The 25,149-nt window shown below is 64.9% G+C and carries 22 protein-coding genes and 1 pseudogene; 13 read left to right on the top strand and 10 right to left on the bottom strand.

What is annotated here, in order from left to right; genetic code table 11:
- Positions 1-65: 65 nt before the first annotated feature.
- Entirely contained in the window at positions 66-656 is a 591-nt protein-coding gene (locus ACDI39_RS11770; RefSeq protein ID WP_225788009.1) for a GNAT family acetyltransferase, read from the top strand.
- Positions 653-1,525, top strand: coding sequence for a carbon-nitrogen hydrolase family protein (locus ACDI39_RS11765; protein WP_253080358.1), 873 nt, complete (start codon positions 653-655; stop codon positions 1,523-1,525). The genes ACDI39_RS11770 and ACDI39_RS11765 overlap by 4 nt, the downstream gene beginning before the upstream one ends.
- Positions 1,526-1,603: 78 nt before the next feature.
- Here the strand turns inward: ACDI39_RS11765 and ACDI39_RS11760 are convergent, their stop codons facing one another.
- Positions 1,604-3,127 (bottom strand): fumarate hydratase, encoded by a 1,524-nt coding sequence (locus ACDI39_RS11760; RefSeq protein ID WP_225788011.1) that lies wholly within the window; start codon positions 3,125-3,127, stop codon positions 1,604-1,606.
- A gap of 252 nt (positions 3,128-3,379) precedes the next feature.
- On the opposite strand from ACDI39_RS11760, the gene ACDI39_RS11755 reads away from it, so the two are divergent.
- On the top strand, positions 3,380-4,312 hold the full coding sequence (locus tag ACDI39_RS11755; RefSeq protein ID WP_225788012.1) for an iron-sulfur-binding ferredoxin reductase: 933 nt from the start codon (positions 3,380-3,382) through the stop codon (positions 4,310-4,312).
- Between the two features lie 148 nt (positions 4,313-4,460).
- Here ACDI39_RS11755 and pyk read toward each other — a convergent pair whose 3' ends face one another.
- Positions 4,461-5,912, bottom strand: coding sequence for a pyruvate kinase (gene pyk / locus ACDI39_RS11750; RefSeq protein WP_486538723.1), 1,452 nt, complete (start codon positions 5,910-5,912; stop codon positions 4,461-4,463).
- A 224-nt stretch (positions 5,913-6,136) separates the two neighbouring features.
- On the opposite strand from pyk, the gene ACDI39_RS11745 reads away from it, so the two are divergent.
- From ACDI39_RS11745 to sbcB, 3 genes are all read left to right on the top strand, one after another.
- Complete coding sequence (locus tag ACDI39_RS11745) at positions 6,137-6,523, top strand: tetratricopeptide repeat protein (protein WP_225788014.1); 387 nt, start codon at positions 6,137-6,139, stop codon at positions 6,521-6,523.
- Positions 6,524-6,636: 113 nt separating this feature from the next.
- Entirely contained in the window at positions 6,637-6,996 is a 360-nt protein-coding gene (locus ACDI39_RS11740; protein ID WP_225788015.1) for a PilZ domain-containing protein, read from the top strand.
- Positions 6,997-7,042: 46 nt separating this feature from the next.
- Positions 7,043-8,473 carry an exodeoxyribonuclease I gene (gene sbcB / locus ACDI39_RS11735; RefSeq protein WP_225788016.1) on the top strand — a complete coding sequence of 477 codons (1,431 nt, stop codon included), beginning with the start codon at positions 7,043-7,045 and terminating at the stop codon, positions 8,471-8,473.
- A gap of 75 nt (positions 8,474-8,548) precedes the next feature.
- On the opposite strand, the gene mvaT is transcribed toward sbcB, so the two are convergent.
- Positions 8,549-8,926, bottom strand: a complete 378-nt coding sequence (gene mvaT / locus ACDI39_RS11730; protein ID WP_225788017.1) for a histone-like nucleoid-structuring protein MvaT — start codon at positions 8,924-8,926, stop codon at positions 8,549-8,551.
- 301 nt (positions 8,927-9,227) lie between these two features.
- On the opposite strand from mvaT, the gene purU reads away from it, so the two are divergent.
- Entirely contained in the window at positions 9,228-10,079 is an 852-nt protein-coding gene (purU, locus tag ACDI39_RS11725) for a formyltetrahydrofolate deformylase (protein ID WP_225788018.1), read from the top strand.
- Between the two features lie 179 nt (positions 10,080-10,258).
- Here purU and gpgF read toward each other — a convergent pair whose 3' ends face one another.
- The 5 genes and pseudogenes from gpgF to ACDI39_RS11700 all read right to left on the bottom strand — a co-directional run.
- Complete coding sequence (gene gpgF / locus ACDI39_RS11720) at positions 10,259-11,251, bottom strand: glucosaminyl phosphatidylglycerol flippase (protein ID WP_225788019.1); 993 nt, start codon at positions 11,249-11,251, stop codon at positions 10,259-10,261.
- Complete coding sequence (gene gpgD / locus ACDI39_RS11715) at positions 11,248-12,009, bottom strand: N-acetylglucosaminyl phosphatidylglycerol deacetylase (protein WP_225788020.1); 762 nt, start codon at positions 12,007-12,009, stop codon at positions 11,248-11,250. Before gpgD ends, gpgF begins: the two co-directional genes overlap by 4 nt.
- Complete coding sequence (gene gpgS, locus ACDI39_RS11710) at positions 12,002-13,123, bottom strand: N-acetylglucosaminyl phosphatidylglycerol synthase (RefSeq protein WP_253091127.1); 1,122 nt, start codon at positions 13,121-13,123, stop codon at positions 12,002-12,004. Before gpgS ends, gpgD begins: the two co-directional genes overlap by 8 nt.
- A gap of 177 nt (positions 13,124-13,300) precedes the next feature.
- On the bottom strand, positions 13,301-14,065 hold the full coding sequence (locus ACDI39_RS11705; protein ID WP_410046035.1) for a methyl-accepting chemotaxis protein: 765 nt from the start codon (positions 14,063-14,065) through the stop codon (positions 13,301-13,303).
- Between the two features lie 141 nt (positions 14,066-14,206).
- Positions 14,207-15,031: pseudogene (locus tag ACDI39_RS11700) on the bottom strand (cache domain-containing protein); the annotation flags it as partial.
- A gap of 312 nt (positions 15,032-15,343) precedes the next feature.
- Between ACDI39_RS11700 and ACDI39_RS11695 the strand changes: the two are divergent.
- Positions 15,344-16,819, top strand: coding sequence for a helicase HerA-like domain-containing protein (locus ACDI39_RS11695; RefSeq protein WP_486538718.1), 1,476 nt, complete (start codon positions 15,344-15,346; stop codon positions 16,817-16,819).
- Positions 16,820-16,937: 118 nt separating this feature from the next.
- On the opposite strand, the gene ACDI39_RS11690 is transcribed toward ACDI39_RS11695, so the two are convergent.
- Both ACDI39_RS11690 and ACDI39_RS11685 read right to left on the bottom strand, forming a co-directional pair.
- The gene (locus tag ACDI39_RS11690) at positions 16,938-18,410 is read right to left on the bottom strand and encodes an inorganic phosphate transporter (RefSeq protein ID WP_225788024.1); all 1,473 of its coding nucleotides are present in this window, start codon (positions 18,408-18,410) and stop codon (positions 16,938-16,940) included.
- A gap of 345 nt (positions 18,411-18,755) precedes the next feature.
- A complete protein-coding gene (locus ACDI39_RS11685) occupies positions 18,756-18,956 on the bottom strand; it encodes a hypothetical protein (RefSeq protein ID WP_225788025.1) in 201 nt (66 codons plus the stop codon).
- 563 nt (positions 18,957-19,519) lie between these two features.
- On the opposite strand from ACDI39_RS11685, the gene pcaR reads away from it, so the two are divergent.
- The 5 genes from pcaR to pcaF all read left to right on the top strand — a co-directional run bounded on the left by pcaR (position 19,520) and on the right by pcaF (position 25,105).
- Entirely contained in the window at positions 19,520-20,395 is an 876-nt protein-coding gene (gene pcaR / locus ACDI39_RS11680; protein ID WP_486538715.1) for a pca regulon transcriptional regulator PcaR, read from the top strand.
- A gap of 343 nt (positions 20,396-20,738) precedes the next feature.
- Positions 20,739-22,085 carry a 4-hydroxybenzoate transporter PcaK gene (gene pcaK / locus ACDI39_RS11675; protein ID WP_225788027.1) on the top strand — a complete coding sequence of 449 codons (1,347 nt, stop codon included), beginning with the start codon at positions 20,739-20,741 and terminating at the stop codon, positions 22,083-22,085.
- 181 nt (positions 22,086-22,266) lie between these two features.
- Positions 22,267-23,127, top strand: coding sequence for a CoA transferase subunit A (locus tag ACDI39_RS11670; RefSeq protein WP_225788028.1), 861 nt, complete (start codon positions 22,267-22,269; stop codon positions 23,125-23,127).
- Entirely contained in the window at positions 23,124-23,903 is a 780-nt protein-coding gene (locus ACDI39_RS11665; RefSeq protein WP_253080366.1) for a CoA-transferase subunit beta, read from the top strand. The genes ACDI39_RS11670 and ACDI39_RS11665 overlap by 4 nt, the downstream gene beginning before the upstream one ends.
- Positions 23,900-25,105: a 3-oxoadipyl-CoA thiolase gene (gene pcaF, locus ACDI39_RS11660; protein ID WP_225788186.1), complete on the top strand. Its 1,206-nt coding sequence runs from the start codon at positions 23,900-23,902 to the stop codon at positions 25,103-25,105. Before ACDI39_RS11665 ends, pcaF begins: the two co-directional genes overlap by 4 nt.
- Positions 25,106-25,149 lie beyond the last annotated feature (44 nt).

Genomic DNA, 25,149 nt, shown 5'->3' with positions numbered 1-25,149 from the left:
AGGGTTTCCCCTCAAGCCCGGCTTAGCCGAGCGCGTCATCCACATCGACAAAACGACCGCTACGCATGGAAATCCGCCTGTTGCACGGCGCTGCCATCGCGCCTTACATCGATGACCTCGCTCGCCTGCGCCTGACGGTGTTCCGCGAGTTCCCCTACCTCTACGACGGCTCGCCGGAATACGAGGCCGACTACCTGTCCACCTATGCCCGTTCCGGGCGCAGCCTGGTGGTGCTGGCCCTGGACGGCGGCAAGGTGGTCGGCGCCTCGACCGGCCTGCCCCTGGTCGACGAGACGCTCGAGTTCCAGCAGCCGTTCCTGGCCCAGGGCCGGGACCCGGCGAGCGTCTACTACTTCGGCGAGTCGGTGTTGCTGCCGGCCTACCGGGGCCAGGGCCTGGGCGTGCGCTTCTTCATCGAGCGCGAATCCTACGCCCACAAGCTCGCTGAATTCGACTACTGCGCCTTCTGCGCTGTCGAGCGCCCGGCCGGCCATCCCCGGCGCCCACTGGACTACAAGCCGTTGCATGGCTTCTGGCGCAACCGTGGCTTCCTGCACGATCCGTCGCTGCGCACCACCTATGCCTGGCGCGACCTCGACGAGCAGACCGAATCGGCCAAGATCATGTCCTTCTGGCTCAAGGAACTGCCGGTATGATCCGCCTCGCGGCGTGCCAGTACGCCATCGAACTGTACGAGAGCTGGGACGCCTATGCCGAGCACTTGCACGGCTTGTGCGCCGAGGCGGTCGAGGCTGGTGGGCAGTTGCTGCTATTGCCTGAATATGCCGGCCTGGTGCTCAGCGGCCAGTTGCCGGTACAACAGCGCAGCGACCTGAAGGCGTCGATCGCCGGCATCCAGCCGCTGGTCGCGCCGTGGTTGGCGCTGTGCGAAAGCCTTGCCCGTCGCTGGGGCATCTACCTGCAGCCTGGCAGCGTGCCCGTGCTCGACGCCGATGGCCGTTACCGCAACCGTGCCTGGCTGTTCGGTCCGGACGGGGTGCTGGGCCATCAGGACAAACTGATCATGACCCGCTTCGAACGGGAGCAGTGGGGGATCGCCGCAGGCGAAGGGCTCAAGGTGTTCGACACGGCCCTGGGGCGCCTGGGCATCCTGATCTGCTATGACAACGAGTTCCCCCTGCTGGCCCGGCGCCTGGCCGAAGGCGGTGCGGACCTGATCCTCACCCCCAGTTGCACCGACACCGAGGCGGGGTATCACCGCGTGCGTATCGGCGCCCAGGCGCGCGCCCTGGAGAACCAGATCGCCGTGTTGCAGAGCCCTACGGTGGGCATGGCGCCTTGGTCGCCGGCGCTGGATGAGAACATCGGGCGGGCAGGGCTGTTCGTGCCGCCGGACCATGGTATGCCGGCCAATGGCGTGATCGCCGAGAGCGCCGAATTGTGCCCTGGCGGTAGCCGTTGGTTGGTCTGTGAGGTGGATCTGGAGGAGGTGCGACGGGTACGGCGGGAAGGGCAGGTGTTCACCCGGCGGGACTGGCCGGAGCAGTTCGAGCGGGTTCTGTAGGGCTGGGTTGGCCGCTGCGCGGGTCTGGCAGAGCCTTGAAGCTTGGGGCTGCAAGGCAGCCCCAAACGGTCGGGCGTTTTACTTCACTTCGACCGCCAGGCTCTCGGCGATCTTGCTCTGCCACAGGGCAGGGCCGGTGATGTGCACCGACTCACCGTTGCTGTCCACCGCGACGGTGACCGGCATGTCCTTGACCTCGAACTCGTAGATCGCCTCCATGCCCAGCTCGGCGAACGCCAGGACCTGGGACTTGCGGATCGCCTGGGCTACCAGGTAGGCGGCGCCGCCGACGGCCATCAGGTACACGGCCTTGTTGTCCTTGATCGCCTCGATGGCGGTCGGGCCACGCTCGGACTTGCCGATCATGCCCAGCAGGCCGGTCTGCTCGAGGATCTGGCGGGTGAACTTGTCCATGCGGGTGGCGGTGGTCGGGCCGGCAGGACCTACCACTTCGTCACCGACCGGATCGACCGGGCCTACGTAGTAGATGAAACGGCCCTTGAGGTCCACCGGCAACGCTTCGCCACGGTTGAGCATCTCGACCATGCGCTTGTGCGCGGCGTCGCGGCCGGTGAGCATCTTGCCGTTGAGCAGCAGGGTCTCGCCCGGCTTCCAGCTGGCGACTTCTTCCGGGGTGATGCTGTCGAGGTCGACGCGGCGGGCGCTCGGGCCGGCTTCCCAGACGATTTCCGGGTAGGCGTCCAGCGACGGCGCTTCCAGCTCGGCCGGGCCCGTGCCGTCGAGCACGAAGTGGGCGTGGCGGGTGGCGGCGCAGTTGGGGATCATGCACACCGGCAGGGAGGCGGCATGGGTCGGGTAGTCCATGATCTTGACGTCGAGCACGGTGGTCAGGCCGCCCAGGCCCTGGGCGCCGATGCCCAGCTGGTTGACCTTCTCGAACAGCTCCAGGCGCAGTTCCTCGATGCGGTTCTGCGGGCCGCGGGCCTTGAGTTCATGGATGTCGATGGACTCCATCAGGACTTCCTTGGCCATCACCGCGGCCTTCTCGGCGGTACCGCCGATGCCGATGCCCAGCATGCCAGGCGGGCACCAGCCGGCGCCCATGGTCGGGACGGTCTTCAGGACCCAGTCGACGATCGAGTCGGACGGGTTGAGCATGGCCATCTTCGACTTGTTCTCCGAGCCGCCGCCCTTGGCGGCGACGTCGACCTCGACCTTGTCGCCGGGGACGATGGAGTAGTGGATCACCGCCGGAGTGTTGTCCTTGGTGTTCTTGCGGGCACCGGCCGGGTCGGCCAGGATCGAGGCGCGCAGGACGTTCTCAGGCAGGTTGTAGGCGCGGCGCACACCCTCGTTGATCATGTCGTCGACGCTCATGGTGGCGCCGTCCCAGCGTACGTCCATGCCCACGCGGACGAACACGGTGACGATGCCGGTGTCCTGGCAGATCGGGCGGTGGCCGGTGGCGCACATGCGCGAGTTGATCAGGATCTGGGCGATGGAGTCGCGCGCGGCGGGCGACTCTTCACGCAGGTAGGCTTCGTGCATCGCCTGGATGAAATCGACGGGGTGGTAGTACGAGATGAATTGCAGGGCGTCGGCAACGCTCTGAATCAGGTCGTCTTGCTTGATCACGGTCATGCAGCGCGCTCCTCTTAAAGACGGGAACATTCATAAAGGCTTTCCGACACCGCCGACCTGCGCGTCGAAATGCCTTGCAAGGCGCGCCGGCAGGCTGGCCGACGCAAAAGGGCGCGGCAGTATAGCGCGCATCCGCCCCCGGCACACCTGCGTGTGGTCTGGACCAAGGTCGGCAACCGACGGGCACCCTTTTTGCTGATTTACCCGCGAAGCCCTAGAGTGGGCGATGTGATTCGTGGAGACATACCGACCATGCCTGAACTCTGCGTCGGCGAGCGCTGCTGGACAGTGCCGGCCGCCAGCAACCTGCTCGATGCCCTCAATGCCGCAGGTTGTGGCGTGCCCTACAGCTGCCGCGCCGGCAGTTGCCATGCCTGCCTGGTGCGTTGCCTGGAGGGGCAGCCCGAGGACGCCATGCCCGAGGCGCTGGGCCTTGCGCAGCGCGAGCAGGGCTGGCGCCTGGCCTGCCAGTGCCGGGTGAGCGCCGACTTGCGGGTGGCGGTGTTCGATCCGTCGAGCGATGGCTTGCCTGCGCGCGTCTGCGCCCTGGCGTGGTTCGGCGACGTGCTGCGCTTGCGCCTTAGGCCCGAGCGGCCATTGCGCTACCAGGCAGGGCAGCACCTGGTGCTGTGGCTGGACGGCGTGGCGCGGCCGTATTCACTGGCGAGCCTGCCGGGGGAAGATGACTTCCTGGAGTTCCACCTGGATTGCCGGCGCCCTGGCGCCTTCTGCGACAAGGCCAGGCGGCTGGCCGAGGGCGATGAGCTGCGCCTGGGCGAGCTGCGGGGCGGCGCCTTGCACTACGACCCGGACTGGCAGGAGCGACCCTTGTGGCTGCTGGCCGCGGGAACAGGGCTTGCGCCGTTGTGGGGCATCCTGCGGGAAGCGTTGCGCCAGGGGCACCAGGGTGGGATCCGGGTGCTGCATGTGACCCATGACCGCGCCGGACAGTACCTGGCCGGGCCGTTGGCGGACCTGGCCGATCGATATCCCAGGGTGAGTGTCGAGTGGGGGTTGGCCGATCAGTTGGAGCAAGCGCTGGCGGGGTTGCGCCTGTCATCGCGGCAGACGGTGGCGCTGGCGTGCGGGGCGCCGGGGAGTGTCGAGCGCTTCGCACGGCGGCTGTTCATTGCCGGGTTGCCGAGGAACCAGCTGTTTGCCGATGTGTTTCTCGAGCATGCCTGAGGGCTTGTGGGGCTCCTTTCGCGGGCAAGCCCGCTCCCACAGGGGCCGAGTCGATCACGAATGATGCGGTTGGCAGGGCCATGTGGGAGCGGGCTTGCCCGCGAAGGGGCGCGAAACGGCCCCAGGATTACGGCGTTGGAGAATCGACTCAGATCAGCGGATCACCCACATGCAGGATCTTCATGCCATTGGTCCCGCCGATGGTGTGGTAGCTGTCGCCCTTGGTCAGGATCACCCAGTCACCCTGTTGCACCAGGCCGCGCTTGAGCAGTTCGTCGACCGCGGCCTGGCTGACTTTCTCCGGCGGCAGCGAGGCGGGGTCGAAGGCGATCGGGTAGACGCCACGGAACAGCGAGGTACGGGCCTGGGTGCCGCAGTGCGGCGACATGGCGAAGATCGGCACGTGCGAGCGCAGGCGCGACATGATCAGCGGGGTGTAGCCACTTTCGGTGAGGGCGATGATCGCCTTGACGCCGGGGAAGTGGTTGGCGGTGTACATCGCCGCCAGGGCGATGCTTTCGTCGCAGCGCTCGAAGGTGGTATGCAGGCGATGGCTGGACTTCTGGCTGGTCGGGTGCTTCTCGGCGCCCTGGCAGATACGCGCCATGGCCTGGACCGCTTCGATCGGGTAGGCGCCGGCGGCGCTCTCGGCCGACAGCATCACCGCGTCGGTGTTGTCCAGCACGGCGTTGGCCACGTCGGACACTTCGGCACGGGTCGGCATCGGGTTCTGGATCATCGACTCCATCATCTGGGTCGCGACGATCACCGCCTTGTTGTTGCGGCGGGCGTGCTGGATGATCTTCTTCTGGATGGCGATCAGCTCGGCGTCGCCGATTTCCACGCCCAGGTCGCCACGGGCGACCATCACGGCGTCGGAGGCGGCGATCAGGCCATCGAGGGTCTCGTCGTCGGCCACGGCTTCGGCGCGCTCGATCTTGGCCACCAGCCAGGCGGTGCCGCCGGCTTCGTCGCGCAGCTTGCGGGCGTATTCCATGTCGCTGGCGTCACGCGGGAAGGACACGGCCAGGTAGTCCAGGTCCATTTCCGCCGCCAGCTTGATGTCGGCCTTGTCCTTGTCGGTCAGGGCCGGGGCGGTCAGGCCGCCACCCTTGCGGTTGATGCCCTTGTGGTCGGACAGCGGGCCACCGACGATCACCACGCAGTGCAGGGCATCGGCAGTGGCGGTCTCGACACGCATGACCACGCGGCCGTCATCGAGCAGCAGTTCGTCGCCGACGCCGCAGTCCTTGACCAGGTCGGGGTAGTCGATGCCGACGATGTCCTGGGTGCCTTCGGTCAGCGGGTGGGCGGTGGAGAAGGTGAACGTGTCGCCGATCTTCAGTTCGATGCGCTTGTTGCTGAACTTGGCGATGCGGATCTTCGGACCCTGCAGGTCGCCCAGCAGCGCGACGTGACGCCCGTGCTTGGCGGCGATGTCGCGGATCAGGCGGGCGCGGGCCTTGTGCTCGTCCGGGGTGCCGTGGGAGAAGTTCAGGCGTGCCACGTCCAGGCCAGCGAGGATCAGTTGTTCGATCACTTCCGGCGAGTTGCTGGCGGGGCCGAGGGTGGCGACGATTTTGGTACGGCGGATGGTCATGCACAGACTCCTATAGTGAAGCGCAGCGAAAGGCTACCCCGGAATCTCGCTGTAGTCATTGTTCCATTGCACTACCTGGCAGCGCTTGGGCTTGGCGGTTGAACGGAGGCTCCAAGCTGCAAGCCTCTAGCTGATTCGCGCCGCATAACCGCTTGCAGCTTGCCGCTTGAAGCTGAAGAAATGCCAAACCAAGCCGATACACTGCGTAATAAAGGAGATCCCCCATGCGAGCCCTGATCGTTTTGGCCGTGGCGGCCAGTGTCGTCGGTTGCACCCGTTGGTCGATGGACCATCATCTGAACAATGCCTACCGTGCCTACGACCGCGGCGATTGCCAGCGGGTGATGCTGGAGCTGTCGCAGGTCGACCGTACCAGCCGTGCCCGGCCGTTCATTCACCCGGAAGTCTCGCTGCTGCGGGGCCAGTGCCTGGAGCGCCAGAAACTCTACGTCGATGCGGCGCAGACCTACCAGTACCTGATCCAGCGCTACCCGCAGAACGAGTACGCCTACCGCGCCCGGGCGCGGCTGCAGACACTCGAGCAACTCGGTCACTATCGGCCTGGCGAGGCGGCGGTGGCGACGCCGGTCACCCGTGCACCTTGGCGCTAACACCAAGGTGTTGTTGATTTCATGGAATTGGACAGGCGCCCTGGGCTAATCTGTCAGGCAGATGTAACGATCACCGCCAGTACCTTGTCTTCCTGGCATCAGGTACGGACAGCATGTTTATCGAACGCCATATAGAACGTCACCAGTTGCCTTGTGTCCTCAAGGTGTACAACCGATTCACCGACCAGCAGATCGGCTACCTCGGCAATGCCTCGGAGGACGGGTTGATGCTGATCAGCCAGTTGCCGGTGCTGGTCGGGCCGGATTTCGAGCTGCAGTTGCGCCTGCCGCTGGCAGGCGGCGGGTGGCAATACGTCAACCTGACTGCCAGTTGCCTATGGTGTCGCGAGGACCAGACGCCGGGGCACTACGATTCAGGCTTCATGCTGTTGCAGGCACCCCGCGAGTACGAGGAGTTCGTGCGTTCCTTGCGCAGCTACTTCAGTTTCCGGCCCATGAACGCTTCCGCCTGAGGCTGTCTCCGGTAGACTCTGGTCGACCTTGTTACAGGACGACCCCGTGAGCACCAGCATCTTCTGGCACGATTACGAAACCACCGGTATCGATCCGCGCCGCGACCGGCCCCTGCAGGTCGCAGGCGTGCGCACTGACCTCGAACTCAACGAAATCGAGGCACCGATCAGCCTTTATTGCCGGCCCAGCGACGATATCCTGCCGCACCCGGCGGCTTGCCTGGTGACCGGCATCACCCCCGAGCAACTGGCAGGCAACGGGCTGTGCGAAGCCGAGTTCATGACAAAAGTGCATGAGCAACTGGCGCGCCCCGGAACCTGTGGCGCGGGTTACAACACCCTGCGCTTCGACGATGAAGTCACCCGCTACAGCCTTTACCGCAACTTCTTCGATCCCTATGCCCGCGAATGGCAGGGTGGCAACAGCCGCTGGGACCTGATCGACGTGGTGCGCACCGCCTATGCCTTGCGCCCGGAAGGGATCGTCTGGCCGCAGCAGGATGGTCGTACCAGCCTGCGCCTGGAGCTGCTCAGCCAGGCCAACGGCATCGACCATGGCCAGGCCCACGAGGCACTTTCCGACGTGCGGGCGACCATCGCCCTGGCCCGCTTGATCCGCCAGCAGCAGCCTCGGTTGTACGACTGGTTGTTCCAGTTGCGCAGCAAGCACAAAGTGATGGAACAGGTACGCCTGCTGCAGCCGCTGGTACATGTTTCGGGGCGTTTTTCAGCAGAGCGTAACTATCTTGGCGTGGTGCTGCCGCTGGCCTGGCATCCGCGTAATCGCAATGCACTGATTGTGTGCGACCTGCACCTGGAAACACTGCCGTTATTGCAGGAAAGCGCAGAAACATTACGTCAGCGTTTGTACACGCGCCGCGATGAATTATCCGAGGGACAACTACCTGTACCTTTGAAGTTGGTGCAGGTCAATCGTTGCCCGGTGCTCGCGCCGTTGTCGGTATTACGCCCTGCTGACCAGCAGCGTTTGGGCCTGGATATGGCACTGCTGCAACGCCGTGGCGAACAACTGGCCAATCAACAAAACGTTTGGCAGGAAAAACTGGCGCACATTTACAACGCTGATGATTTCACCCCCAGCGAGGATCCGGAACAACAACTGTACGACGGGTTTATCGGCGATCGGGACCGGCGCCTGTGCGAACAAGTCCGTCGCCTGGAGCCTGCACAATTGGGCCAGGGGCACTGGATGTTCGATGATCCGCGGCTGCCGGAGCTGTTGTTCCGTTATCGCGCACGAAACTTCGCCGAGACCTTGAATACCGAGGAACGACAACGGTGGCAATCATTCTGCCAGCAACGCTTGAGCGATCCGTGCCTGGGGGCGCCGAATACCGTCGGTGACTTCGAACAGGCCTGGCAGAGCAGTTGGGCCACGGCGGACGAGGCCGGGCGGCGGGTGCTGGAGGCCTGGCAGGCGCATCTCCGGCAGTTGAAGGTGCAGTATCAGTTATAGAATGCGTGCCCCATGAAAAACGCCGGCAATGTGCCGGCGTTTTTCATGGGGGTATAAAAGGACAATACCCGGGGATCAGTCCAGCAGGGTGGCCCAGCTTTCGACCTCGTCGCTGCCCCACTTGGCTTTCCACTCTTTCAGCGTCTTGTGGTTGCCGCCCTTGGTTTCGATCACTTCACCATTGTGCGGGTTCTTGTATTGCTTGACCTTGCGAGCACGCTTGGTGCCGGTGGTTTTTACGGCACCACGTGGCGCCTTGCTCAGTTTGGAATCGGGATCGAGCAGGGCGATCACGTCGCGCAGGGACTTGGAATATTCGCCCATCAGTGCGCGCAGTTTGCCTTCGAACTCCAGCTCTTTCTTCAGCTTGTCATCTTGCGACAGGTTGGCCAGGCGGGCCTGAAGTTCCTTGATGGCTTCTTCGGTAGCGCGGTACTCGTTGATCAGGGACATGGAGTGTTCCTTAATGCGTGTTCAGGGAGACAGACAGTAGGGGGCAATAATAGACAGGCGATACTCTCAAGTAAACAATTAAAATAGCAATAAACTGTTAATTGTCCGACGACAACGTATCTGTTTGGTTAAGAAAAATTTACATATGCGGTGATGAAATCGTCGTTTTCCTACGGACGCCGTGCATTCTCACCATCGACTCAAGCCGCTCGGCATTCGCTGCGGTTGTGCCGATCATTACTGCGTTTTTCCTGGCAGGCCGCTAGAATATGCGCCTTTGCGAAGTTCTGGAGTCTCATTCATGCGCACCTATCGACTGGTGATTGCCTGCCCCGACCGTGTCGGTATCGTGGCGAAAGTCAGTAATTTCCTGGCCTTGTACAATGGCTGGATCAACGAAGCCAGCCACCACTCCGACGAGCAGAGCGGCTGGTTCTTCATGCGCCATGAGATCCGCGCCGAATCCCTGCCGTTCGATATCGAGGCCTTCCGCGAGGCCTTCGCGCCGATCGCCGAAGAGTTCTCCATGACCTGGCGGATCACCGATTCGGCACAGAAGAAGCGCGTGGTGTTGATGGCTAGCCGCGAATCCCACTGCCTGGCCGACCTGTTGCACCGCTGGCACACCGACGAGCTGGACTGCGAGATCCCGTGCGTGATCTCCAACCACGACGACTTGCGCAGCATGGTCGAGTGGCATGGCATCCCGTTCTTCCATGTCCCGGTCGATCCGAAGGACAAGGCGCCAGCGTTCGCCGAAGTGTCGCGTCTGGTCGAGGCGCATGCGGCTGATGTCGTGGTGTTGGCGCGCTACATGCAGATCCTGCCGCCGCAGCTGTGCCAGGCCTATGCCGAGAAGGTGATCAACATCCACCACAGCTTCCTGCCGTCCTTCGTCGGCGCCAAGCCCTATCACCAGGCCGCCCTGCGTGGGGTCAAGCTGATCGGCGCGACCTGCCACTACGTCACCGAGGAGCTGGATGCCGGGCCGATCATCGAGCAGGACGTGGTCCGTGTCAGCCATGCCGACAGCATCGAGGACATGGTGCGTTTCGGTCGTGACGTGGAGAAGATGGTCCTGGCCCGTGGCCTGCGCTATCACCTGGAAGACCGCGTGCTGGTACACGGCAACAAGACCGTGGTGTTCGACTGAGCCTTGGGGCTGCAAAGCGCCCCCTGACGAGTATTGGATAATGGTCGACCCACGCGACAGGGCGGCAGCCGAGACACCGCCGACGTTGGGCGAGGGCTGCCTGGCCCGCTTCGATCTCGACGCCCTGGGCGACGATGCCGGCACCGATTTCGCCGGTGCCGCCGAACTCTGGCGCCAGCTCAATCTGCCTGGCGACGCCAGCGCTCCAGCAGTGGACGCGCCAGCAGGCAGACGAACACCGGCCCACCGGCGATCAGGTAGAAGTAATAGGTGACGGCGCGCCAGATCAGGATCGCCGCCGCCGCCGTCGAACTGCCCACCAGCGGCGCCAGCAGGCTCGCCGAGGTCAGCTCGGCGGCCCCGGCGCCACCAGGCAGCAGGCTGAACTGGCCGGCGCTGAGCGACAGCATCTGCACCAGGAAGCTCGGTATCCACGACAGCTCTACGCCCAACCCCCTCAACACCAGGTACAGCACGCTGTAGCGCAGGCTCCAGTGCGCGCAGGTCAGGGTGAACACCAGGGCCAGGGTGCGCTTGGGCAGACGCCAGGTGTCGGCCAGGGCATGGCTGAAATGCAGCAGCTTGCGCGCCCAGCGCCGCCGCCGCAGGCGTGACATGCCCAGCCGGCGCAGTAGGCGGCCGTTGAGGCGCATCACCCGGCGCCGGTAGCGCAGCAGCCCGAGCACCCCAGCCAGCACCACGCACAGCAGCGACGCGCTGCCGAGCAGCATGCTTTCCTGGCTGTGCCCCAGGCTGTGGAACAGGGCGTAGCCGGCGATCGCCAGCATGGCGCAAAAGAAGAACACCAGGTCGTTCAACTGGTCCATGGCGAAGACCGCGCCGCTGCGCGCCGGGCCGATGCGTTCGCGGGCCAGCAGGGCCATGAGGGTGAGGGGCCCGCCGCTACCGCCTGGGGTGGTGCAGATGGCGAACTCGGTGGCCATGACTACACCCAGGCTGCGCACTCGCCCGAGCCGCGTACCTTGCTGGCCGAGCAGCAGGCGCAGACGCAGGGCGTTGATGACCCAGCACAGCAAGATCATGCCCAGCAGCATCAGCATCAGGCCGGGGGCGAAGGTTTTCAGCCGGGGCAGCAGGTCGCTGCCACCGAGCAGGGCCGGGACCAGCACCGCCAACAGCAGTGCCAGGCCCAGCCAGCCCAGGCGGTTCATGCCCTGGCCTGGCGGTCCAGCCAGGCGGACTTGGTCAGTGGCTCGCGGCCTTGCGCCCGTAGCGCCAGCAGGGTGTGCAGCCAGTAGTCGCGGGACGCGCGATGACGCATGTCCACCGGGTGCAGGCCCAGGCGCAGGGTGCTGGCCTGGCGCCAGCGCCGGCATTGCCAGTCGCAGAGCATCCTCGACAAGCCGCGGCGCCAGGGGCTGCGGGCACTCCACACCAGGCCCGGCGCCTCGATGGCAGTGAATGTCGGCAGGCGGTACAGGTGCTGCGGTGTGCTGGTATAGCGCAAGGGCAGGCGGCGCAGGGCCTGGCGTGTGCCTTCGCTCATCAGCCAGGCGGGCGCGACGAAGCCTGCCACCGGCCAACCCTGGCGGCCGAACAGCGCCAGGCCGGCCTCCAGGCGCTGCAAGGCCTCGCCTTCGTCGAGTCCGTAGAATTCACCTTCATGGGTGTAGATCCGGCGCATGAAGTACTCCCCGGGGCTGCGTGGCGGCGGGCCGTCGTCGGCATGGTAGTAGCCATGCAGGGCCAGTTCGTCGCCTTGTGCCAGGCGGCGTTCGAGCAGGCGGCAGAAGGTCGGCGAGCGGCCCAGGGCGTTGCGGTGGTGGAAGTCCGGGACCACCAGCCAGGTCATGGGCACATTGCCGAGGGCGTCGATGGCTTGGACGAAGGGCTGGTAGTCGGGCCAGGTCTCAGGCGCGACGTCGTGCAGCACCAGCATCAGGCTGCGTGGCGAGGTGGCCTCAGGCATGGGCGCGGACCTGCGGCAGGTGGCCAAGGACCGCCTGGTAGTGCTCCAGCAGGCCGTTGACCACGGTGTCCCAGGAGTAGTGCTGCTCCACGTGGCGGCGGGCCTGGGCGCCGAGCTGGCGCACGCCGGCCTCGAAGGTCTCGCGCACGGCCTGCGCCATGGCCTGGCCGTCGTTGGGGCGGCACAGCCGGCCGCACTGCTCGTTGACGATCTCGCCGAAGGCGCCGGCGCGCACGGCCACCACGGGCGTGGCGCTGGCCATGGCTTCGAGGATCACCAGGCCGAAGGTCTCCTGGTCGCCGGCATGCACCAGCAGATCGGCGCTGGCGAACAGCCGCGCGACCTCCTCGGGCGGGCAGAACGCGTCGATCACGCTGACGTTGTCCGGCACATTGGTTGGCATGTTCGAGCCCGCCAGCAGCAGGTGGTAGTGGCGCCCCAGGTGGCGCATGCAGTCGAGCAGCACCGGCAGGTTCTTCTCTCGCGAGCCGCGGCCGGCGAACACCAGCAGGCGGGTGGTGTCGGGAATGCCCAGTTCGGTACGCAGGTGTGGGTCGCGATGCTCGGGGTTGAAGGTGGCCAGGTCGACGCCCAGGCGTTGCACGTGCACATCCCTGACCCCCAGCCGGCGCAGCTTGTCGGCCATCACCTGGCTCGGTGCCAGGACCCGGTCGAAATTGCCGTACAGCTTGCTGACGTAGGCCTCGACATTGGGCGTGAACCAGTTGCCCATGCGGTTGCTGACCAGCAGCGGCAGGTCGGAATGGTAGAAACCGATCACCGGCACGTCGAGCTTGCGCCGTGCTTCCAGGGCCGCCCAGGCGGTGAGGTAGGGGTCGCCCACTTCGATCAGGTCGGGCTGCAGGCGGCGCAGCACGTTGCACCAGGGGGCCAGGCGTACCGGGAAGCGGTAGCCGTTGCCAAAAGGCAGGGGAGGCGCCGGCACCTGGTAGATGCCATCGGCGTGGCTGGCGCTGGGGCCGGGGATCAAGAGGCTGTGGCGGACGCCGGTCTTGGCGTCGAGTCGGCGGTGTTTGGCATCAAGATAGGTACGTACGCCGCCGCTGGCCGGGGCGTAGAACATGGTGATGTCAGCGATGTGCACGATCAGCATCCCTCCGGGATCGTCTTCGGGTCTGTCATCCGGCCGCTATGGGCCGGCGATGACGCGCCTAAAGGTTGACCTTCCTGAAGGATAGTTTGTTCGATCGGGGACGGCTGTGAGCAGCAAGCTTCAAGCGGCAAGAAAAAGCAGGAGTGTGCACACCCCTGCTTTTGCTTTTGCTTGCCGCTAGATCCTGAAGCTGCCGACCAGGTGCTTGAGGCGGGTGGCCTGCTGTTCGAGGTCGGCGCAGGCGCGCAGGGTGGCCTGCAGGTTCTCGACGCCTTCCTGGTTGAGCATGTTGATCTCGTTGATATCCATGTTGATCGAGTCGACCACGGCGGTCTGCTCCTCGGTGGCGGTGGCCACCGACTGGTTCATGCCGTCGATCTCGCCGATGCGCTGGGTCACGCTGCCCAGGCGCTCGCCGGCCTGGTTGGCGATCGCCATGCTGTCGTGGCTGTGGCGCTGGCTCTGGTCCATGGTCTCGACCGACTCGCGGGCACCGACCTGCAGCTCCTCGATCATGCTCTGCACCTGCTGCGCCGACTCCTGGGTGCGGTGGGCGAGGTTGCGCACCTCGTCGGCGACCACGGCGAAACCACGGCCGGCCTCGCCGGCACGTGCCGCCTCGATCGCCGCATTGAGCGCCAGCAGGTTGGTCTGCTGGGAAATGCTGGTGATCACCTCGAGGATCTGGCCGATATTCACCGTCTTGTTGTTGAGCGTCTCGATGTGGGCGCTGGAGGTGACGATCAGGTCCGACAGGCGGTTCATCGCTTCGATGTTGCGTTCCACCACCTGCTGGCCTTCCTCGGCCAGCAGGCGCGCCGAGGTGGCGTGTTGCGAGGCCTGGGCGGCGTTGCCGGCGATCTCCTGGGCCGCGGCGCCCAGCTCGTTGATGGCCGCGGCGACGCTGTTGGTGCGGTTGGACTGCTCGTCGGAATTGGCCATCGACGAGTTGGAGGCGCTGATCACCCGCAGGGCCACTTCGTTGACCTGCTCGGTGGCCGAGGACACTTCGCGGATCGAGCTGTGGATGCGTTCGACGAAGCGGTTGAAGGCACTGCCGAGGATGCCGAACTCGTCATGCTGGTGGATCTGCAGGCGCTTGGTCAGGTCGCCTTCGCCTTGGGCGATGTCTTCCATGGCCCGGGTCATGGCGTGCAGCGGTTGCATCAATACACGGATCAGCAGGCCGAGCAGGGCGATGATGATGACCACCGCGACCAGGGTAGCGATCACCGCCGAGGTGCGGAAGCTGCTGAGCATGGAGAAGGCCTTGTCCTTGTCCACCGACAGGCCGATGTACCAGTTGGCCGAAGGCAGGCCTTTGATCGGGGTGAAGGTCAGCAGGCGGTCCTGGCCGTCGGAGCGGACCTCGGTCAGGTCGTTGGAGAGTTTCGGCGTGTTCTGCGGGAACAGGTCCGACAGCGATTTCATCACCAGCGCCTTGTCCGGGTGGACCAGGATCTTGCCTTGGTCGTTGACCAGGAAGGCGTAGCCCATGCCGCCGAAGTCCAGCGAGTTGATGATCTCCACCAGGCCATCGAGGGTCAGGTCGCCGCCAACCACGCCGACGCTGCTGGACACCTTGCTGAGGATGCCGATGACCATCTTGTTGGTGGTCAGGTCGATGTAGGGTTCGGTGAGGATCGCGCCGCTGGCGTTCATGCCGTCCTTGTACCAGGGGCGTACGCGCGGGTCGTAGCCGTCGGGCATCGGCGCGTCGGGACGCACGCTGAAGCCGCCGTCGACCTTGCCCAGGTAGACCGTGAGGAAGCTTGAGATCAGGGCATTCTGGCCCATCAGGGTTTCGGCGTTGGCGGGATCCTGGGCAATGTTCTGGGCCAGGTTCTCCACCAGCTTGATACGGCCTTCGAACAGGTTGCGGATGTTGGTCGAGGTGGACTCGCCCATTTCAGCCAGATAGTTCTCCAGGTCCTCGCGAATCGCATTACGCTGGAGGTAATCGTTGTAAAGGGTGAACAGGCTGAACGCGAGTATCACGATCAGCGAGGCCGCCAAGAGGATCTTGTGGCTGAAGCGAAGGCTTTTGTTCATGGCGTATCGGGTCCGCTAAGGTTTTATCGGGTCGTTCGCACGAAGGCAGCTTGGAAAACAGTGCAACAATCACCGGGGTCCTTTTCGGGTTGTTCCTGTCTTTCAGGGGGAAATCACGATGGGATATCGGCCGATAGGCGGCAAAGCTTGAGGAGAGGTAGAAAGAAGATGTCAGATTCTTCGCAAATAGTTGTAGGAGCAGGCCCGGACGGCCAGCCTGTGGGCCAGCCCATGCGCCTGGCCAACCGCCATGGCCTGGTGGCCGGTGCCACCGGTACAGGCAAGACGGTGACCCTGCAGCACCTGGCCGAGATCTTCAGCGATGCAGGTGTGGCGGTGTTCGCCGCCGACGTCAAGGGTGACCTGTGTGGCCTCGGTGCCGCCGGCACGCCACAGGGCAAGGTGGCCGAGCGCATCGCCGGGATGCCCTGGCTGGCGCATCGCCCGCAGGCTTATCCGGTCACCTTGTGGGATATCGCCGGCGAGTCCGGCCATCCGTTGCGCACCACGCTCAGCGAAATGGGCCCGCTGTTACTGGGCAATTTGCTCGAGTTGAGCGACAGCCAGCAGGCCGCGCTGTATGCCGCCTTCAAGGTGGCCGACCGCGAGGGCCTGCTGTTGCTGGACCTGAAGGACCTCAAGGCCTTGCTGGCGCACCTGAAGGACAACCCCCAATTGCTGGGCGAAGACAGCGCACTGATGACCAGCGCTTCCACCCAGGCCTTGCTGCGCCGCTTGGCGACCCTGGAGCAGCAGGGCGCCGAGGCGCTGTTCGGCGAGCCGGCCCTACAACTGGAAGACCTGTTGCGTCCGGACAGCGACGGCCGTGGGCGCATCCACCTGCTCGATGCCAGCCGCCTGGTGCACGAGGCGCCGAAGGTGTATGCCACGTTCCTGCTGTGGTTGCTGGCGGAGCTGTTCGAACAGTTGCCCGAGCGGGGCGATGCCGACAAGCCGGTGCTGGCGCTGTTCTTCGACGAGGCGCACCTGCTGTTCAACGACACCCCCAAGGCATTGCAAGACCGCCTCGAGCAGGTCGTGCGGCTGATTCGTTCCAAGGGGGTAGGCGTGTACTTCGTCACCCAGTCGCCGGGCGACCTGCCGGATGCGGTATTGGCGCAGTTGGGCTTGCGCATCCAGCATGGCCTGCGCGCCTTCACCGCCAAGGAGCAGAAGTCGCTCCGGGCCGTGGCCGATGGTTTCCGCCCCAATCCGGCGTTCGATACCTTGAGCGTGTTGACCGAACTCGGTATCGGCGAGGCGCTGGTGGGCACCTTGCAGGACAAGGGAACGCCGGAACAGGTCCAGCGGGTACTGGTGGCGCCGCCGCAGTCGCGGATCGGGCCATTGAGCGCGGCCGAACGCAGTGCCTTGGTCGCCGCCTCGCCGTTGGCCGGGCGTTACGACAAGCCGATCGATCGCGAGTCGGCTTATGAAATGCTCATGGCACGCAAGGGCGAACCGGTGGAGCCGGTGCCGCAGCCCAAGGCTGACGAGGACAGTTTCGCCGACAAGGCGGGAGAGTTTTTGCAAAGCGCGGTGGGGCAGGCGATCAAGTCGGCGGTGCGGCAGGCGGCCAACCAGCTGGGCAGGCAATTGGTGCGGGGGCTGATGGGGTCGCTGCTGGGGGGCAAACGACGTTGAGCTAACCCCCCATCGCCGGCTTGCCGGCGATGGGGCGCGAAGCCGCCCCAAATGACAATTGAAAGTCTTAACTGACCGGCATTGCCCTTGGGGCGCCTTTCCTGCGCCAGCGATCGGTTCAGCTGATCGACTTCGACGCCAGCCAGAACAAGCCCGCGGCCAGGCCCATGGAGGCCGGCAGGGTCAGTACCCAGGCCAGCAGGATGGTCTTCACCGTGCCGCCTTGCAGGCCGCTCTTGTTGGCCACCATGGTACCGGCCACGCCCGAGGACAGTACGTGGGTGGTCGATACCGGCAGGCTGAACACGTTGGCCATGCCGATGGCGCAAGCGGCGGTGATCTGTGCCGACATGCCCTGGGCATAGGTCATGCCCTGCTTGCCGATCTTCTCGCCGACGGTCAGTACCACGCGCTTCCAACCCACCATGGTACCCAGGCCCAGCGCCAGGGCGACGGCCACGATCACCCAGAACGGGGCATATTCGGTGGTGGCGGTCAGGTCCTTGCGCAGCTTGTCCAGGTCGGCCTTTTCACGGGCATCCAGGCCAGGCAGCTTGCCGACCTTCTTCGCCGTGTCGTCCAGGCAGAGCAGGTAGCGACGTACCTCGACACGCTTCTCCGCGCTCAGGGCACGGTAGTCGGTCACGCCTGCCAGCGACGATTGCAGGGCGGCAATGGTCGGCTCGGTCTGCTGCGGGTTGCAGCTGAACTGCTCCGGCAGGTCGCTCGGGATGGCCTTGCCCAGTGCCAGGTACTCGCCCAGGGTGGCGGCATTGCGCTGGTAGAACTGGCTCAGGTGCAAGGTGGCATCGCGGGTACGCTCGATCTGGTAGGTGGTGCTGTTCAGGTCGAGGACGAATTTCGCCGGGACGATACCGATCAGCACCAGCATGATCAGGCCGATACCTTTCTGGCCGTCGTTGGAGCCATGCACGAAGCTCACGCCCATGGCCGAGATCACCAGCACCAGGCGGTTCCAGAAGGGCGGGTGCTTCTTGTCGTCGAGCTTGCGGCGCTGCTCCGGGGTCTTGTGCATTTTCGACAGCGGGCGCCACCACTTCAGGCCGATCAGCACCAGGGCCGCCACGGCGAAGCCGGCCATGGGCGAGACCACCAGCGACAGGGCGATGTCGATCGCCTTCTGCCAGTTGACGCCGTCGCCCAGCGGGATCTCGTTGATCAGGGCGTTGGCCAGGCCCACGCCGAGGATCGAGCCGATCAGGGTATGGGAGCTGGACGCGGGGATGCCGAAATACCAGGTGCCCAGGTTCCAGGTGATGGCCGCGGCCAGCAAGGAGAAGACCATGGCCAGGCCGTGCCCGGTGTTCACATTGATCAGCAGCTCGACCGGTAGCAGGTGGACGATGGCATAGGCCACCCCGACACCGCCCAGCAGAACCCCGAGAAAGTTGAACACGCCGGAGAAGAATACGGCCAGGTGTGGTGGCATGGCTTTGGTATAGATGACGGTAGCTACCGCGTTGGCGGTGTCATGAAAGCCATTGATGAACTCGAATGCGAGCACGAAGGTCAGGGCGAGCAGCAGGCTCACCAGTACCCAGGCATCCAATCCGCTGAATAAATCGATCATGAAGGTTTTCTGGCGGTCTTAGGGGGGCGCGATTATGCCAGAAAACCTTGGCAATCGATGCACCTGCGACTGACCGATGGCGTCTTCGAAGCAGAGGGCGAAGTGGGCGAGGTGGGGCGCCAACAAAGGTTAGCGGCGCTTAATATGCTTGAAAGTCGTTGAAAATCATCGAAAAAGTGAAAACTTGGCGAGCTGGCAAAAAATCAAACGGCCGTATGAAATTTGTGTAATTCCATTTCATCCATGGCGTTACGGTAAAGATCGGCCCGCACCAGAGGCAGGAGGCCGCTGGTGCCGAGGCCCAGTGCGAGCTGGCCACTACAGGCCACTGGAACGGGAGGGGGCTCAGGACTGCTCGCTGCGCAGTTCCTTTTCCATTTTTTCCAGTTCCTGGGCAAAGACCTGATCCTGGACGGTGGCGCGCTTGCGCCACGGTTTGCGTTCCGGTTCCGGTTGCGCGGCATAGGTGGTGACTTCGCCACCGTAGACTTCTTGGTAACGTTCAGCCTGGCGCTCGAGTTCCGCGCGCAGTTCTTCTTTCGTCACAGTAATACCCGACTCTGTTGAAGTTTTTGCCCTGGCCACGTCATGCGAAGTTACGCATGCGGCTGCGTCGCCAGAGCGAACAGGCTGTTGCAGCGACAGTATCCATGCGGTGCATGGCTCGTAAAATGGAAATAGGCCTTGAGCCTTGCACCTGGCTTGCTGGCGGTAACTCGATGGGGCGACGGGGTGGGCCGCGCCGAATGATCGGACCGGGCCAGCGGGTTCGATTATAGCAATCGGCAAGTCAATGGCTACCGTTCTTTATCGATAACGGGCAAACAGTTGGAAGTTGCTCTTGTGACCGTCGGCATGTTCCGTTTCTGCCTCATGAAGTTGGAGGCGCAGGTCTGCCGAAAGTTCGTTCGAAATAGAAGGGGAATGAAAAACGGCCTCGCGGGTAGCGAGGCCGTGCCTGGGGACTTCTACGGTGGGTACCTGACCAGTCTCTCCAAAGAAGCCACATGTGGCAGGAGAAAGGTATAAGCAAAAGTGTCGGCGGTCAATTGCGATTATCGGCCGTTGGTTCGATAATCGCACGAACGACGGATTTTTTGAGGTTAGCCATGAGCGAAGACACCCAGGCCACGGATCGCGAAAACCAGGAACCTGCGCGCCCCACCGCCCCCGCGTTGGCCCCGCCGATCGTGGCGTCGCCGGCCAAGCGTATCCAGGCGTTCACTGGCGACCCGGACTTCATGACCTCCCTGGCCCGGGGCCTGGCGGTCATCCAGGCGTTCCAGGAGCGCAAGCGCCACCTGACCATCGCCCAGATCAGCCATCGCACCGAGATCCCCCGGGCGGCGGTACGTCGGTGCCTGCATACATTGATCAAGCTGGGCTATGCCACCACTGACGGGCGGACCTACTCGCTGTTGCCCAAGGTGCTGACCCTCGGCCACGCCTACCTGTCGTCCACGCCCCTGGCGGTGTCTGCGCAGCCGTACCTGGACCGTATCAGCGATCAATTGCACGAAGCGGCCAACATGGCGACCCTCGAGGGGGACGACATTCTCTACATTGCCCGTTCGGCCACGGTGGAGCGGTTGATCTCGGTCGATTTGTCGGTGGGGGGGCGCCTGCCGGCCTACTGCACGTCCATGGGACGGATCCTGCTGGCCGCGCTGGACGACGCCAGCCTGCGGGAATACCTGGAGCGTGCCGACCTCAAGGCCCGTACCAGCCGCACCCTGCATGACACCGACTCGCTGTTCGCCTGCATCCAGCAGGTACGCGCCCAGGGCTGGTGCGTGGTCGATCAGGAACTGGAGCAGGGCTTGCGTTCGATCGCCGTACCGATCTACGACGCCTCGGGGCAGGTGCTGGCTGCGCTCAATGTCAGCACCCACGTCGGCCGGGTCAGCCGCAGTGAACTGGAGCAGCGCTTCCTGCCGATCCTGTTGGCGGCTAGCCGCGACCTGTGCCATCAGCTTTTTGGTTGATAGGCAGTGTTGAAGCATCTGGGGCTGCAGAGCAGCCCCATGGGTAACGCATTTCGAACAGATCCCCGTGTTTCCTGTTCGATAAACGCACAGTCTCGCCTCCAGCGAATTGCGCAGGCCCCAGGCGCTGATTAATGTCTCTCGCAGCGGTCGGCCCTGCCGACCGGACAATAACAACACCCGAGGCGCATCCATGACCACTGCCCCCTCGCTGCCGCGGCCGCACCCGCTTGCAGCATGGCCATCTTCCGGCTGATCGCCAGCCGTTCCACGTCCCATCGCCGTTCCCTGCGCCGTTCTCGCGTGCAGTGGCCTGCCTGCGCCCATTTTCCGGACAAGAACAATGAACAACCCGCAAACCGCTGTCGGAAATTGCCTCGACGTCCAGTCGTTCATCAACGGCCAGCCACTGTCCCGCTACCAGTGGCGGGTAGTGATCCTGTGTTTCCTGATCGTTTTCCTCGATGGCCTGGACACCGCTGCCATGGGCTTCATCGCCCCGGCCCTGTCCCAGGAATGGGGGATCGACCGCGCCAGCCTGGGCCCGGTGATGAGCGCCGCGCTGATCGGCATGGTATTCGGCGCCCTGGGTTCCGGGCCGTTGGCCGACCGCTTCGGGCGCAAGGGCGTGCTGGTGGGGGCGGTACTGGTTTTCGGCGGCTTCAGCCTGGCCTCGGCCTACGCCAGCAATGTCGACCAACTGCTGGTGCTGCGCTTCCTGACCGGCCTGGGGCTGGGCGCCGGCATGCCCAATGCCACCACGCTGCTGTCCGAATACACCCCTGAGCGGCTCAAGTCGCTGCTGGTGACCAGCATGTTCTGCGGTTTCAACCTGGGGATGGCCGGTGGGGGCTTCATTTCCGCCAAGCTGATCCCAGCCTATGGGTGGCACAGCCTGCTGGTGATCGGTGGCGTGCTGCCGTTGCTGCTGGCCCTGGTGCTGATGGCCTGGCTGCCGGAGTCGGCGCGCTTTTTGGTGGTACGCAACCGGGGCAATGACCGGGTACGCAAGACCCTGGCGCCTATCGCGCCAGGCGTGGTGGCCCAGGCTGCCAGTTTCAGCGTGCCGGAGCAGAAGGTGGTGGCGGCGCGCAATGTCTTTGCGGTGATCTTCTCCGGTAGCTATGGCCTGGGCACCGTGCTGCTGTGGTTGACCTACTTCATGGGCCTGGTGATCGTCTACCTGCTGACCAGCTGGCTGCCGACCCTGATGCGCGACAGCGGCGCCAGCCTGGAGCAGGCGGCGTTCATCGGGGCGCTGTTCCAGTTCGGCGGGGTACTCAGCGCGGTGGCGGTGGGCTGGGCCATGGACCGCTTCGACCCGCACAAGGTCATCGGCATCTTCTACTTGCTGGCCGGGGTGTTCGCCTACGCGGTGGGGCAGAGCCTGGGCAACATCACCTTGCTTGCCACCCTGGTGCTGATCGCCGGTATGTGCGTGAACGGTGCGCAATCGGCCATGCCATCGCTGGCGGCGCGGTTCTACCCGACCCAAGGGCGAGCCACCGGGGTGTCCTGGATGCTCGGCATTGGCCGTTTCGGCGCGATCCTGGGGGCTTGGAGCGGTGCGACGCTGCTGGGGTTGGGGTGGAATTTCGAGCAGGTGCTGACGGCGCTGCTGGTACCGGCGGCGCTGGCGACGGTGGGGGTGATCGTGAAAGGGAGGGTGAGTCACGCTGACGCGACCTGATTTCAGGGGCATCAGCCATCAGCTATCCGCGCCCTACGGGCTTCTGTCGATCGCGCGAATACTAAATAGTAGAGCAACAAATTGTTCGATAATCGAACTAAAGTGCGATTATCGGATTGTAAGCGACCCGCCAGCCTCCTTAATCTGAGCTCAACGTAGCACCCTGACCAGGAGTCTCCACATGGCTGCAATCCTCCCGCTTCACGACGCCGTGAAGCAATTCATCCAGGATGGCGATACCGTCGCCCTCGAAGGCTTCACCCACCTGATCCCGACCGCCGCCGGCCACGAGATCATTCGCCAGGGCAAGCGGGAGTTGACCCTGGTGCGCATGACCCCGGACCTGATCTACGACCAGCTGATCGGTGCCGGTTGCGCCCGCAAGTTGATCTTCTCCTGGGGCGGCAACCCAGGTGTCGGCTCGCTGCACCGCCTGCGCGATGCGGTGGAGAAACACTGGCCCCACGCGATCGAGATCGAGGAGCACAGTCACGCCGACCTGGCCAACGCCTACGTCGCCGGTGCCTCGGGCCTGCCGTTCGCAGTGCTGCGCGCCTACGCCGGCTCCGACCTGCCGAAGGTCAACCCCCTGATCAAGAGCGTCACCTGCCCGTTCACTGGCGAAGTGCTCGCCGCCGTGCCGTCGGTACGGCCAGACGTCACCGTGATCCACGCGCAGAAGGCCGACCGCAAGGGCAACGTGCTGCTGTGGGGCATCCTGGGCGTGCAGAAGGAAGCTGCTCTTGCAGCCAAGCGCTGCATCGTCACCGTCGAGGAGATCGTCGACGACCTGCAGGCGCCGATGAACGCCTGCGTCCTGCCGACCTGGGCGATCAGCGCGGTCTGCCTGGTGCCCGGTGGCGCCCATCCGTCCTACGCCCATGGCTACTACGAGCGCGACAACCGCTTCTACCAGGCCTGGGACCCGATCGCCCGCAACCGTGAGTCGTTCACCGCCTGGATCGATACCTACATCCGTGGCACCGCCGACTTCAACGAATTCAAGGCCAAGCTGGCCAGCACCGCGGAGGCTGCGCAATGAGCTATTCCACTTCCGAAATGATGACCGTCGCCGCTGCCCGTCGCCTGCGCAACGGCGCTGTCTGCTTCGTCGGCATCGGCCTGCCGTCCAAGGCCGCCAACCTGGCGCGCCTGACCTCGTCGCCGGATGTGGTGCTGATCTACGAATCCGGCCCGATCGGTGCCAAGCCCAGTGTGCTGCCGCTGTCCATCGGCGATGGCGAGCTGGCCGAGACCGCCGACACCGTGGTACCCACCGGCGAGATCTTCCGCTACTGGCTGCAGGGCGGGCGTATCGATGTCGGTTTCCTCGGCGCGGCCCAGGTCGACCGCTTCGGCAACATCAACACCACGGTGGTCGGTGACTACCACGCACCGAAGACCCGCCTGCCGGGCGCCGGCGGTGCGCCGGAGATCGCCGGTTCCGCCAAGCAGGTGCTGATCATCCTCAAGCAGTCGCAGCGGGCCTTCGTCGACAAGCTGGACTTCATCACCTCGGTCGGCCACGGCGAGGGCGGCGATTCGCGCAAGCGCCTGGGCCTGCCGGGTGACGGCCCGGTCGGCATCATCACCGACCTGTGCATCATGGAGCCGGAAGCCGGTACCCACGAGTTCGTGGTCACTTCGATCCACCCGGGTGTGACCCGCGAGCAGATCGTCGCCGCCACCGGCTGGCCGATCCGTTTCGCCGAGAACGTGCAGACCACCGCCGAACCTTCCGAGGTCGAGCTGTCGGCCCTGCGTGACCTGGAAGCCCGTACCGCCGCCGCCCACGGCCAGAAGGCAGGAGAAGCCTGATGCGCGACGTCTTCATCTGCGATGCCATTCGCACCCCCATCGGCCGCTTCGGCGGCGCCCTGGCCGGCGTGCGCGCCGACGACCTGGCCGCAGTGCCGCTCAAGGCGCTGGTCGAACGCAACCCGCAGGTCGATTGGTCGCAGCTCGACGAAGTATTCCTCGGCTGCGCCAACCAGGCCGGCGAGGACAACCGCAACGTGGCACGCATGGCCCTGCTGCTGGCCGGGCTGCCGCAGAGCGTCCCGGGCGTGACCCTCAATCGTTTGTGCGCCTCGGGCATGGATGCCGTCGGCACCGCCTTTCGCGCCATCGCCAGCGGCGAGATGGAGCTGGCCATCGCGGGCGGCGTCGAGTCGATGTCGCGGGCGCCGTTCGTCATGGGCAAGGCCGAGAATGCCTGGTCGCGCAACATGAAGCTCGAGGACACCACCATCGGCTGGCGCTTCGTCAACCCACTGATGAAGGCCCAGTACGGCGTGGATGCCATGCCCGAGACCGCCGACAACGTGGCCGATGACTACCAGGTGTCCCGTGCCGACCAGGACGCCTTCGCCCTGCGCAGCCAGCAGAAGGCCGCCGCGGCCCAGGCGGCAGGCTTCTTCGCCGAAGAGATCGTCCCGGTGCGTATCGTCCACCGCAAGGGCGAGACCGTCGTCGAGCAGGACGAGCACCTGCGCCCGGAAACCACCCTGGAAGCCCTGGCCAGGCTCAAGCCGGTCAACGGCCCGGACAAGACCGTCACCGCCGGCAATGCCTCGGGTGTCAACGACGGTGCCGCCGCGCTGATCCTGGCCTGCGCCGAGGCGGTGAAACAGCATGGGCTGACCCCGCGCGCGCGCGTGCTGGGCATGGCCAGTGGTGGCGTGGCGCCTCGGGTGATGGGCATCGGCCCGGTGCCGGCGGTGCGCAAGCTGACCGAGCGTCTTGGCCTGGCGGTGTCGGACTTCGATGTCATCGAACTCAACGAAGCCTTCGCCAGCCAGGGCCTGGCGGTGCTGCGCGAGCTGGGCGTGGCGGACGACGCGCCGCAGGTCAACCCCAATGGCGGCGCCATCGCCCTCGGCCACCCGCTGGGCATGAGCGGCGCCCGGCTGGTGCTGACGGCGCTGCATCAACTGGAGAAGAGCGGCGGGCGCAAGGGCCTGGCGACCATGTGCGTGGGCGTTGGCCAAGGGCTGGCGCTGGCCATCGAGCGGGTCTGACCGCGTGGTGTCGGGCCCGCTCCGATACCTGTCTGGGAGCTGCA

The sequence above is a fragment of the Pseudomonas sp. Tun-23181 genome (assembly GCF_057415455.1).
Note: the sequence above shows the minus strand (reverse complement) of the source record. Positions and strands in the feature narration are given on the sequence as shown.